This is a genomic window from Citrobacter sp. wls706 (genome assembly GCF_005281305.1).
In the GTDB taxonomy this organism is placed as follows: Bacteria; Pseudomonadota; Gammaproteobacteria; order Enterobacterales; family Enterobacteriaceae; genus Citrobacter; species Citrobacter werkmanii.
In genome coordinates this window covers 217,981-230,494 of sequence record NZ_SZXG01000034.1, presented here as the reverse complement: position 1 = coordinate 230,494, position 12,514 = coordinate 217,981, and the positions used below count along the sequence as shown (strand labels likewise).

Sequence of the window (12,514 nt, the reverse complement as noted above, 5' to 3'; positions counted from 1 at the left end):
TCCGGGGAGAACCGGTCAAAAAAGAAAATCCCTTCCTCGGACCACAGTCGTGTCAGGAACGCAAGGTCAGACTCGCCGTACTGGACGCAGAATTCCCGTGCAGGGTGGTCCTCGTAAAAACAGGGCGTCCAGGTGGTGATGCCGTTTTCACGCAGCAGGGTGTCAGAGATAGCCTGAATATCCTGCTGCTGGAAAATGCGGAAGTTCTGCCGCAGGGCGCAGCGCCAGAGAGGGGGCTGAATTCTGAAGCGGTACTGCATCTGCCAGCCGTCGTGCTCTTTCATGCCAAAGGTGGAAATCACGCCGCTGATACGGCGCAGCACCTGTGCACCCTGCCAGAGGGTCAGGGTGGCATTTTTTTCAAGCAGTTCTTCAGCACGCTGGCGGAAAGAGTCGCTGGCGACATCCACCTCCAGCATAAAGGGGAGTGAATATTTCTGGACCAGACGGAAACTGACCACCGCGAAGGTGGTGGAACTCTGCCCGTCAACTTCCAGCGTGAAACGAAGTCCTTTCAGTGACATAAAATGCCTCTCTGATGCATGACAGGAAAATAAATACTGCGGCAGTAGCTGAGAGTGATATTTATATTCAGGCACGCTACCGCCGAAGTTTCCGGCATCTGCCATCTCCCGTGAATAAAAACGTAATGCGATATTCTTCGAATGGTTTTAGCTTTTCTCTGCATATTTTGAGCAGTATATTCCATGTCTGCGAATATCGGTTTCCTCTTGCTGTAATAATTAAAAATCATACAAATATATTATATTTGTATGATCCTTGCGATGTTATTTAATCTTTACCATTCGGAAGTTAATTATCATTATATATTGCTGAAATGAATGGTTGCCTTGTTATCTGTGTAATGCAAACATTATTACCATGTCATTTTTCGCTATTTTGTGTTGTATATCACAGCACAGAGAATTCATACATTATTTTAAAAAATCGATTTAAAAATGCTCCTGCGGACGTATTATTGTTGTCATAACTGAATCTGTATTATTTCCATTCCAGTGAATGGTTGCTGCGGTGTCCATTCCGGATATGTTCTGTTATTGCTTGCAAATATAACCTGAGGAAATGTTATTGCCGGTAATAACAAAGACGGCAGTATTCATCCTGGATCTCTTAATCATTGCGGGAGTTAATACCATGGCTTTTGAAGAGCGTTATTACCTGGAAGAGCTGGACTATCTTCGTCAGATGGGGAAATTAATGGCAAAGGAAAAGCCCTGGCTGGCCCGTTTCCTGGCGGAGAAGGATGGCGATCCGGATGTTGAGCGCCTGATGGAGGCTTTTGCACTTCTTTCCGGTGGACTGCGGCAAAAACTGGAAGACGGGTTTCCTGAATTCACTCACGGGATTATCAGGATGCTGTGGCCTAATTATCTGCGTCCGGTTCCTGCCATGACGGTCATTGAATACCGGCCTAAAAACCGGCTGAAAAAGCCGGTACAGGTTTGCCGCGATGCGTTAATCAGATCCCGTACAACAACGGGGTCATTATCCCTGAACCGGGGACCGCTGTCTGACAGCCAGTCAACGCGCCCTCCGGTCTGCCATTTTACGCTGGCCAGGGATCTCTGGTTACAGCCCCTGCATATTCGGGATATACGCAACAACAGTACCCTTAAAAAGGGCTGTATTGAGATTGATTTTTTTGCGGACAGCGGAGTGTCCCCGAATGCTCTGGATCTGAATAAACTCAGCTTCTGGCTGGGTAATGACGACGACTATACCCGGTATCAGTTGTATCTGTGGTTCAGTGAGTGCCTGATGGACGCCGAGCTGGTTGCCGGGGAGTGCCAGGTACCGCTGCCGGATGTATGGCTGGATCCGGCCGGGTTTGAGCGTGAGGACGCACTGCTGCCCTGGCCTGAAAGGGTCCACAATGGCTACCGGGTTCTCCATGAATATTTTTGCTTTCCGGAAAGTTTTTTCTTCTTCCACCTTCGTGGGGCGGTGTCATTGCCGGATGATTTTCCGCTCAGTCATTTTACGCTGAGGCTGCATTTTTGCGATCCGCTGCCGGGTGATGTCAAACTGGACAACCGTTCGCTGCGGCTTTACTGCACGCCTGCTGTTAACCTGTTTATGCACTCTGCTGAACCGATCCGACCCGATGGCCGTGCGTTGCAATATCCGTTGCTTGCCAGCCGCCGACGCCCGGACGCGTATGATATTTTCCGGGTGGCGTCGGTGAGCTGTCACACTCAGGCACCGGAGGGGGGGGCCGGGAAAGGTAAAAACAGACAGACATGGCCTGAGTTTGAAAGTTTTGACCATCAGACAGAATTCAGCGGCCAGAGGAAAGTGGTGTACTGGCAGCACCGGACAAAAACCTCGCTACTCCATCGCGGCACTGAGCACACCGTCGCTTTCATACATGCCGATGGCAGCCAGCCGGACCCTTCCCTGACGGAAAATGAAGTCGTTACGGCTGAGCTGGTCTGTACCAACCGGATGTTACCTGAACAACTGCATCCCGGCGATGTCTGCGTCGCCGTGGGCAAAAATCCGGCAGTGGCCTCTTTCAGTAACGTTACATGTCCGACATGTTCACTCAATCCGGTGACCGACGATGACAGGCTCTGGTTGCTGATTTCCTGTATGAACCTGAATTATCTTTCCCTGCTGGAGCGGGAGGCGCTGATTGAGATCCTGTGCACTTTTGACCTGCCCGGTATTCATCATCCCCAACTGGCCCGGCTTTCACGTGAGAAACTGGATGCGATAGAACGAATGGAAACGAAACCGATAGACTGGTTGTTTAAGGGCGTTCCGAGGAGAGGGCTTGCCACCACACTGTGGATCAACCCGGCTCCGTTTGTCAGTGAGGGGGAGATATATCTGCTGGGGGCCGCGCTGTCACAGTTTTTTGCGCTGTATGCCAGTACCGGTTCATATCACCACCTGAAAATTATCAATACGGAAAGCCAGAAATCATGGATGTGGCGGAACAGCGGTCAACACCCCCTGATGTAACCGGGATGGCTTTTTAGGTCCCCAATGAGCGATGGTTATGGCTGCTAACAGAATCCGTGACAATCATATAACTATGAGCGTCCACATCTGGCCCAGAAATACAAAACGACCGATCATATTCAGCAAGCATTCGATAGACGGATAACTTTCAACTTATATCAGGACTCGTTAATTCTGAATTCACGGCATAAACCGATAGCCAATCCCGGTTTCGGTCAGAAAATGACGTGGACGAGCCGGGTCCAGCTCCAGTTTCTGGCGCAGGTGTCCCATATAAATTCGCAGATAATGGCTGTGCTCAACGGCGTTTGGCCCCCAAACCTGATTTAACAACTGGCGTTGCGTCAGTACCTTCCCGGCATTATTCAGCAGTACCGCTAGCAGGCGAAACTCAATTGGCGTCAGATGGATTTCCTCGTCGTCACGGTGTACGAGGCGGGCGGCGAGATCCACTTTTACGTTGGAAAAATGCACCACCGGTTCGGGGGACGCGCCGCTGGCGTGGCGCCGCAATGCCACGCGCAATCGCGCCTGTAGCTCGCCAATACCAAAGGGTTTACTGAGATAGTCATCGGCACCGGCATCCAGCGCGGCGATTTTATCGCTCTCTTCGCTACGGGCTGAAAGCACGATTACTGGAATTGCGCTCCACTGTCGCAGGTCGCGAATAAAATCAATGCCGTCGCCGTCTGGCAGGCCGAGATCGAGAATGATGAGATCGGGTTTTCGCGTGGCGGCTTCCAGCAGACCACGTTGCAGCGTTTCCGCTTCATATACACGCAGGCCATCGGCTTCCAGCGCGGTGCGCAGAAAGCGGCGAATGGCCTGTTCATCTTCAACAATCAGAACGTTTGTCACATATCCTCATGAAAATCTTCAAGTTCAGGGGGGATTTCCTGGGGCAGTGTAACACGGAAACAGGCTCCTCCCTGGGCACGATTATGGGCGGAAATGGTACCGCCGTGCACGTCCACAATCGCCTGGCAAATTGCCAGTCCCAGTCCAACGCCCGGTACCGATGACTCTTTGTTTCCTCTGGAAAACTTGTCAAAAACACGCTGTTCCATACCCGATGGAATACCCGGCCCATTATCCCAGACGTCCAGTTGCAGGTGCTCACCGTTGACGCTGGCATCAATGCCGATTTGCGCCTGCGGACCCGCGTATTTTACGGCGTTCTCCAGCAGATTAATCAACACCCGTTCAAAAAGCGGGCCATCGACATGGATCAGCGTCAACGGTTCGGGTAACGACAGATTAATCGGGGCTGAGAGTCCCGGCTCCAGCATCTGCAGGGCGCTGCCCACCACCTCTTCCAGCGTTAACCACTCCTTCTTAAGATTAAAGCCGCCAGACTGAATTCGCGCCATATCCAACAGATTATTAACCAGTCGGGTGGTATTCAGCACGTGCTGGCGAATCTCACTGGCCTGGCGCGCATGCGGCGAACCTTCACTGGCCAGATCCAGCGTTAAAATTTCAGCCTGACCGAACAGTACCGTCAGCGGCGTGCGCAAATCGTGGGACAGGGCGGCAAGCAGCGCATTGCGAATACTTTCACGCTCACTGGCAAACCGGGCCTGCTCTTCGCTGGCGGTCAGCGTCAGACGTTCCAGCGCACTGGCGACCAACAGGGTAAAGGTTTCCAGCAGGCGCTGCTGCTCAGGGATCATCAACTGACGCAGATTTCCCGGTTCCACTACCAGTAGCCCATGCGTTTTATCGGCGCTTTTTAGCGGTAAGATTTGGTACGGTACCCCCGGTAAGGTATCCGTGCCCGCGCCAGCTGGCTGCCCTTTGTCAAAACTCCATTGGGCAATGGCATCGTCCCATGGCGTCATGCCCTGTTGATGGGTGAGGGGCGCCAGCTTACCGTGTTCATCAGGTAATAAAACCTGACTACGGGCCTGAAACGTTGAGGCGATAAACTGTTCGCTGGTAGCGGCGATATCCTGCTGACTCCGTCCAACGGCTAACGCTTTCGACATCTCATACAGATGGCGCGTACGTTGTTCCCGATAGCGCGCCACCCGCGCCTGATACCGGACTCCGGCGGTGAGATTACCGATAACCAGCCCTACCGTTAGCATCACGGTAAAAGTGAGTAGGTACTGGACGTCGGAAACGGCCAGCGTCCCACGCGGGGCAATAAAGAAGAGATCGAAGCTGGCGACGTTAATAAAGGTTGCCAGCACGGATGGCCAGCGTCCGTAGAACAGGGCGATAACCACCACACCCAGCAAATAGAGCATTACCAGGTTAGCGGCATCAAAGGCCATCAGCCACTGCATCGCGATCAGCGTAATGATGGCACACAGCGCGACGGCAACCACACAACCCTGAATTTGTACCCGCCATTTATCTTTAAAGGTGCGGCTATCCGTAGTGGGTAGCGTCGGGCGTGAAGGCGGTTCGTCCAGCGCGACAATCATCAGATCGAGATCCGGTGCGCGATGGGCCAGTTTGTCGGCAAAGGAATCGCTGCGCCACCAGCGACGCGTTGTCGGACGCCCGAGCACAATTTTTCCCAGATTATGCTCGCGGGCATAGCGGATTACCGCTTTATCTTCAGCGGGATCGGAAAGTGTGGCGGTTTCCGCGCCCAGCTCCTGGGCTAATCGCAGGGCGCTTAAGATCGCGCGGCGCTGTTTTTCGGGGAGTCGGTGCAGCGCTGGAGTTTCGACATACACTGCGTGCCAGACGCTGCCGAGACGCGCCGCCAGTCGCGCGGCGGCGCGTACCAGTTTTTCGCTGCCAGTGTTGTGCCCAATGCACAGCAAAACGGCGTCGCGGGTATGCCATACTTTCTCTTCCCCTGGACGTCCGCGCCAGGCGCGCATTTGATCGTCCACCCGATCGGCCGTGCGGCGCAGGGCCAGCTCGCGCAGCGCGATCAAATTACCTTTGCGAAAGAAATGCTCGATGGCTCTTTCCGCCTGACCGGCGATATAGACCTTGCCTTCATTCAGGCGCTGCCGCAAATCATCGGGGGGAAGATCGACCAGCACCACATCGTCAGCAGCATCGAAAAAAGGATCGGGGACGGTTTCGCGAACCTGAATACCGGTGACGCCGCTGACCACATCATTGAGACTTTCCAGATGCTGTACGTTAACGGTAGTAAAGACGTCGATACCGGCTTCCAGCAGCTCTTCAATATCTTGCCAGCGCTTAGGATGGCGTGAACCTGGCGCATTACTGTGCGCCAGTTCATCCATTAAAATGAGCGCCGGACGGCGGGCCAGGGCGGCATCGAGATCGAACTCGCTGATGTGACGACCATGACGCGCGTGTCGCTTTAGCGGCAGGATGCTGAGACCGTCCAGCAGCGCGGCGGTCTCTTTGCGTCCGTGGGTTTCCACCACGCCAATCAGCACATCTAACCCCTGCGCCCGCAGCCGCTGGGCTTCCGTTAGCATGGCCCAGGTTTTGCCGACGCCCGCGCAGGCACCGAAGAATATTTTTAGTTTTCCGCGGTGCGGGGCAGTGGTCTGCTCCAGCAGACGATCGGGGTCGGGACGTAAGGGTTCGCTATGCATGTCCTTTTTCTCAGTGCTTCTCCAGCGCTAAATTAAGTTCCACCAGGTTCACCACCGGCTGACCGATAAAACTGACCAACGGCTTTTGCGTGTATTGTGCAACCAGGCGCGACACCTCTTCAACGCTGAGGTTGCGGGCCTGCGCCACGCGGGGAATTTGCCAGGCCACCGCGTCGGGCGTCAGGTTGTTATCCAGCCCGCTGGCCGACGCGGTTACCAGCTCTAGCGGAACGGCAGGACTAGCCTGTGGATTGGCAGCACGCAGCGCGGCAATCCGGCTTTGCAACTGTTTATCCAGTTCCGGGTTGCTGACGGCCAGATTACTGCCGCCAGAAGCCATGGGATTATAGGGCATTTCCGCCGTCGCAGACGGACGCCCCTGAAAATAACCGGCGGCGGTAAAATGTTGCCCAATAAGTTCAGAACCGCGAACAACCTGTTCTTCGCGGATCAAGGAGCCGTTAGCCTGGTGGGGAAACCACCACTGCCCCAGCGCGGTGGTCAGCAGCGGGTAAGCCCCGCCGGTTATAAGCATCAGGAAAATCAATGTTGATAATGCAGGACGTAATCCACTCATCTGAAACCTCACACCAGACCCAGCAGGGTCAGCAGTACATCAATCGCTTTAATGCCAATAAATGGCACCACCAGACCGCCCAGACCGTAGATCCACAAATTACGGCGCAACATTGCAGATGCGGATAACGGCTTGTAGCTCACGCCTTTAAGCGCCAGTGGGATCAGAAAAATGATTATCAGCGCATTAAAGATAACCGCGCTGAGGATCGCTGAGTCCGGCGAATGCAGTCCCATTACGTTAAGTGCATTGAGCTGCGGATAGGTGGCGGCGAACGCGGCCGGAATAATGGCGAAATACTTTGCCACGTCATTGGCGATACTGAAGGTGGTCAGCGAGCCGCGCGTCATCAGCATCTGTTTACCAATGTGCACCACTTCAATCAGTTTGGTGGGGTTGGAATCAAGATCCACCATGTTGCCAGCTTCCTTCGCCGCCTGGGTCCCTGAGTTCATGGCGACCGCGACATCCGCCTGCGCCAGTGCCGGGGCGTCGTTGGTTCCGTCGCCGGTCATCGCCACCAGACGGCCTTCCGCCTGATACTGACGAATCAGCGCCAGCTTGGCTTCCGGCGTGGCCTCCGCTAAGAAATCATCCACCCCGGCTTCAGCGGCGATCGCGGCGGCGGTCAGGCGGTTATCGCCGGTGATCATCACCGTTTTGATGCCCATTTTGCGCAGTTGGGCAAAACGTTCTTTGATCCCGCCTTTCACAATATCTTTCAGGGCAATCACGCCCAGTACGCGGGAGCCTTCGGCTACCACCAGCGGCGTAGCGCCAAGGCGAGCGACGTTGTCGACCTTCTGCTCTACATCGGCGGGGAAGTGACCGCCGTTGGCTTCAACGTGACGACGAATGGCATCGACCGAACCTTTGCGGATCATACGGTTGTCGATGTTGATACCGCTCATACGACTTTGCGCGGTAAACGGCACAAAGGTAGCGTGCAGCGATTGCACGTCGCGAATACGCAGATTAAAGCGCTGTTTTGCCAGAATAACGATGCTGCGGCCTTCTGGCGTTTCATCGGCCAGCGATGAAAGCTGTGCGGCGTCCGCCAGCGTTTTTTCATCCACACCCTGGGCGGGCAGAAAATCTGAAGCCTGGCGGTTACCCAGCGTAATGGTGCCGGTTTTATCCAGCAGCAGGACGTCCACGTCACCCGCGGCTTCGACCGCACGTCCGCTGGTGGCAATGACGTTCGCGCCCAGCATACGGCTCATCCCGGCCACGCCAATGGCAGAAAGCAGACCGCCGATGGTGGTGGGGATCAGACAAACGAGCAGGGCAACCAGTACCGTGACACTGACCGCGCTGCCGCCCCAGGCGGAAAATGGCCACAGCGTGGCGGTCGCCAACAGAAAAACGATGGTCAGGGCAATCAGCAGAATCGTCAGGGCGATTTCATTGGGGGTTTTACGCCGCTGCGCGCCTTCGACCATGGCGATCATCCGGTCGAGGAACGTTTCACCGGGGTTTACGCTGCATTCGATCACCAGCCAGTCGGAGAGGATGCGAGTCCCGCCGGTGACCGATGCAAAATCGCCACCGGATTCACGAATAACCGGTGCAGACTCACCGGTAATCGCGCTTTCGTCCACCGATGCGCCACCTTCGATCACCTCACCGTCACACGGGATAATATCGCCAGCTTCCACCAGCACAATATCGCCTTTACGTAAATCATCGGCAGGGACGTGATCCATGGCCGAGCCGTATTTTGGTTCGCGAAGTTTGCGGGCAAAAGCGGTTTTTTTCACCCCTTTCAGGCTGTTCGCCTGTGCTTTACTGCGCCCCTCAGCCAGCGCTTCGGCAAAGTTGGCGAACAGGACGGTGATCCACAGCCATAGACTTATCGCGCCGGTAAACCACGGGTTGCCTGGCATATAACCTGTTGCCATCGCCAGCGTTAACAACGTGGTCAGCAGACTACCCAGCCAGACGAGAAACATCACTGGATTACGCCATTGGGTATGTGGGCTTAATTTTTTCACGGCATCCATCAGCGCCTGTGCGACCAGAGAAGGTTCGAACAGCGCCAGTTGCTTGCGACTCATAGTAATGTGCTCCGCATCACTCAGTGTAATGACAGGTATTCTGCGACCGGGCCAAGGGCCAGGGCAGGAACAAAGGTGAGAGCGCCAACCAGTAACACCGTACCGATTAGCAACCCGACAAACAGCGCGCCGTGGGTAGGTAGCGTGCCTGGGCTTGCTGGCTGGATCTTTTTACTGACCAGCGACCCGGCAATAGCCATCACGGGTACGATCACGCCGAAGCGACCGAAGAACATGCACAGCGCCAGCAGGCAGTTCCAGAACGGGCTATTGGCGCTTAATCCGGCAAAGGCGCTACCGTTGTTGTTCGCGGCAGATGACACGGCATACAGCACTTCACTAAAACCATGTGGACCCGGGTTGAGCATGGCGCTACGCCCGGCATCGGTCATCATTGCTATTGCTGTGCCGAGCAGGACCAGCGCAGGGGTGACCAGAATCGCCAGCGCGGTCATTTTCATTTCGCGCACGTCGATTTTCTTACCCAGGTATTCCGGTGTTCGGCCAATCATCAGCCCGGCGATGAACACAGCCAGCAGTACGAACAGCAGCATGCCGTACAGACCTGAACCCACACCGCCGAAGACCACTTCGCCAATTTGCATCAGCCACATCGGCACCATTCCGCCGAGTGCGGTAAAGGAGTCATGCATCGCAATCACTGCGCCACAGGATGCCGCCGTTGTGACGACCGCAAACAGACTGCTGACCAGTACACCAAAGCGGCTCTCTTTGCCCTCCATGTTGATATTGCTGTTTGCACCTAACTGCATCAGATGCGGGTTGCCCTGAACTTCGGCCCACATCACGACGGCTACGCAAATGACAAAAATGAGCGACATGGCCCATAACAGGGTCCGTCCCTGACGACGATCGCCCACCACATCGCCAAAGGCAAAACACAGCGCGGTAGGAATTAAGAAAATAGCCAGCATCTGTACCAGGTTGGTCAGCGCGGTTGGGTTTTCAAACGGATGTGCTGAGTTAGCGTTAAAGAAACCGCCTCCGTTGGTGCCGAGCATCTTAATCGCTTCCTGCGAAGCGACAGGTCCCATCGGCAGCAACTGTTTCACCCCTTCAAGCGTCGTGATGGGCTGATAGGGCAATACGTTTTGCAGCACGCCTTGTTGAATAAAAAACAGGGCGATGAGCAGCGCGATTGGCACGAGGATCCACAGCGTAATACGAACCAGATCGACCCAGGCATTACCCAGCGTATCCATACTCTGGCGCGTAAAGGCACGCGTCAGGGCAAAAATCACCGCAATTCCGGTCGCCGCGGACAGGAAGTTCTGCACGGTCAACCCAGCCATCTGGCTGAAGTAGCTTAAAGTGGTTTCACCGGCATAAGATTGCCAGTTGGTATTGGTGACAAAACTCACCGCCGTGTTGAGCGCCAGATGCCATGAAAGTCCTGGTAGCTGCTGAGGATTCAGCGGCAACAGATTTTGCGCCATCAGCATCGAAAACAGGACCAGCAGGCCCAGCACATTGAGCGCGAGGATTGCCAGCAGATACTGCCGCCAGTTCATCTCCTGCTGCGAAATACCCAGACCACGCCAGAGCACACTTTCCACGCCAGCAAGGCCCGGCAGAGACGTATTATTGATGAGTCGGGCCAGCCCAAACCCCAGCGGTCTGGCGATGACAAACAGCACCAGCAAGAAACTGGCAATAAGTAAAAATCCTTGAGCCGCCATCAGAACGCCTCCGCATTAATCAGGGCATACACAAGGTAACCTAATAATAAAAAGACCAGCCCAATGCCGGTTATCACGCCTGCACTCACAGTGCACCTCCAGTGGCATAAATGTGATAACCAGAGCGTAGGTTTTTGCTTGCAAAGATTTCGCAAAAATCGGCGGGCGAGGTGTAAAAAAAGTATAAAAATGGCAAAGACCATTATTTAACTAATGATTAGTATTAATTTAACTTTTATGTAACTTAACTACGTTTTTAAACTAAACGGGGCATAAATAGATAAAAATAAGTGGTCGGATGAGTAGTAAAATTACACACAAGGCGGTATTATTTTCATCAGTTAACCAACTTTATTTTTCCGGTGCGATTCACCGAACAGTTATATGGGAGAGGATTATGGACTTTTATAAAGAATATCCAGCACACATTGTTTTCTTACGCCGTACCTTTGCCGTAGTGGCGGGCGTACTGGCTCTGCCGGTCATGCTGTTCTGGAAAGACCGCGCCCGTTTTTACAGCTATCTGCATCGCGTCTGGTCTAAAACCAGTGATAAGCCGGTGTGGATGGAGCAGGCGGAAAAAGCCACCTGCGATTTCTACTGATAGCTAATAAATCCCCAAAAGCCGCTGATATCAGCGGCTTTTTTGCTCATGATAGCTACACTTATTTCAGGAATGAAAAAGGAGCGATCATGAGCGAGAAATTCCCTGTTGGTATCAGTGCCTGTCTGTTGGGGGAGGCGGTTCGCTATGATGGTGGGCATAAGCGGCTGGCCTTTGCTCTAGAAGAACTGTCGCCGTGGGTCGCGTTCGAACCTGTTTGCCCTGAAATGGGGATCGGGTTACCAGTCCCGCGACCTGCGTTGCATCTGGTCAAAGAGGGCGAGGCTGTCTCCCTGCGTTTTAGTGATAAGCGCGAGGGGGATTTGACAGACGCAATGACGGCTTTTAGTCAGCGACAAAGCGAGCGTCTGGCGCATTTGTGCGGCTATATTGTCTGTGCGAAATCACCCAGTTGCGGTATGGAACGGGTGCGAGTCTACGACGCGGAAGGCAAAAACAACCGTAAAGCCGGACGAGGGATCTTTACGTCTGTGCTGATGTCGACGTTACCCTGGCTTCCCGTGGAAGAGGACGGGCGTTTACACGACCCGCAGATTCGGGAAAATTTTGTTGAGCGCATTTATGCTTTGCACGAGCTCAATACTATCCGACAGCAAGGGTTAACGCGCGGCGCATTAATCGATTATCATAGTCGTTACAAGCTATTACTGTTGGCCCATTCCCAGCCGGACTATCGCGACCTCGGGCGTTTTGTGGCGGCGATTGGCGAATGGCAAGATCTGCAGGCTTATTTTGTCGAGTATCGCTTAAGGCTGATGAGTTTGCTGGCTCATCTTCCCTCCCGTCGCAACCATACCAACGTGCTGATGCATGTCCAGGGCTATTTCCGTACGCAATTAAATTCTCGTCAGCGGCAGGAGCTGGCCTCTCTCATTGACGGTTATCGACGTGCGACTCAACCGCTGCTTGCGCCAATAACATTACTCAAACACTATATGGCGGAATACCCGGATGCTTATCTCTCCGGGCAGCGCTATTTCAATCCCTGGCCAGAGGCTCTGCGTTTGCGCTACGGGCGTTAAGTTTTT

Annotated in this window: 10 protein-coding genes; 3 read left to right on the top strand and 7 right to left on the bottom strand. The window is 54.1% G+C overall.

Annotated elements, in window-relative coordinates; genetic code table 11:
• Nucleotides 1-524, bottom strand: a 524-nt coding sequence (locus FDW92_RS16475; RefSeq protein ID WP_249357189.1) for a contractile injection system protein, VgrG/Pvc8 family, incomplete at its 3' end; no start/stop codon positions are given.
• A 631-nt stretch (nt 525-1,155) separates the two neighbouring features.
• Between FDW92_RS16475 and tssF the strand changes: the two genes are divergently transcribed.
• On the top strand, nt 1,156-2,988 hold the full coding sequence (gene tssF / locus FDW92_RS16465; RefSeq protein ID WP_042310157.1) for a type VI secretion system baseplate subunit TssF: 1,833 nt from the start codon (nt 1,156-1,158) through the stop codon (nt 2,986-2,988).
• Nucleotides 2,989-3,168: 180 nt separating this feature from the next.
• On the opposite strand, the gene kdpE is transcribed toward tssF, so the two are convergent.
• Genes kdpE through kdpF form a run of 6 tightly spaced genes read right to left on the bottom strand, consistent with a single transcriptional unit; the run spans nt 3,169 to nt 10,950 of the window.
• A complete protein-coding gene (gene kdpE, locus FDW92_RS16460) occupies nt 3,169-3,846 on the bottom strand; it encodes a two-component system response regulator KdpE (RefSeq protein WP_042309758.1) in 678 nt (225 codons plus the stop codon).
• Entirely contained in the window at nt 3,843-6,527 is a 2,685-nt protein-coding gene (kdpD, locus tag FDW92_RS16455; RefSeq protein WP_042309756.1) for a two-component system sensor histidine kinase KdpD, read from the bottom strand. Before kdpD ends, kdpE begins: the two co-directional genes overlap by 4 nt.
• Nucleotides 6,528-6,537: 10 nt before the next feature.
• A complete protein-coding gene (gene kdpC, locus FDW92_RS16450) occupies nt 6,538-7,104 on the bottom strand; it encodes a potassium-transporting ATPase subunit KdpC (protein ID WP_042309753.1) in 567 nt (188 codons plus the stop codon).
• 8 nt (nt 7,105-7,112) lie between these two features.
• Nucleotides 7,113-9,161 (bottom strand): potassium-transporting ATPase subunit KdpB, encoded by a 2,049-nt coding sequence (gene kdpB, locus FDW92_RS16445; protein WP_042309752.1) that lies wholly within the window; start codon nt 9,159-9,161, stop codon nt 7,113-7,115.
• A gap of 20 nt (nt 9,162-9,181) precedes the next feature.
• A complete protein-coding gene (kdpA, locus tag FDW92_RS16440) occupies nt 9,182-10,861 on the bottom strand; it encodes a potassium-transporting ATPase subunit KdpA (protein WP_042309750.1) in 1,680 nt (559 codons plus the stop codon).
• Entirely contained in the window at nt 10,861-10,950 is a 90-nt protein-coding gene (kdpF, locus tag FDW92_RS16435) for a K(+)-transporting ATPase subunit F (protein WP_077949339.1), read from the bottom strand. Before kdpF ends, kdpA begins: the two co-directional genes overlap by 1 nt.
• Before the next feature lie 308 nt (nt 10,951-11,258).
• Here kdpF and FDW92_RS16430 point away from each other — a divergent pair, with 308 nt between their 5' ends.
• Both FDW92_RS16430 and FDW92_RS16425 read left to right on the top strand, forming a co-directional pair.
• Entirely contained in the window at nt 11,259-11,465 is a 207-nt protein-coding gene (locus FDW92_RS16430) for a YbfA family protein (RefSeq protein WP_003022870.1), read from the top strand.
• 89 nt (nt 11,466-11,554) lie between these two features.
• Nucleotides 11,555-12,508 carry a 2-thiouracil desulfurase family protein gene (locus FDW92_RS16425; RefSeq protein WP_042309746.1) on the top strand — a complete coding sequence of 318 codons (954 nt, stop codon included), beginning with the start codon at nt 11,555-11,557 and terminating at the stop codon, nt 12,506-12,508.
• Nucleotides 12,509-12,514: the final 6 nt, after the last annotated feature.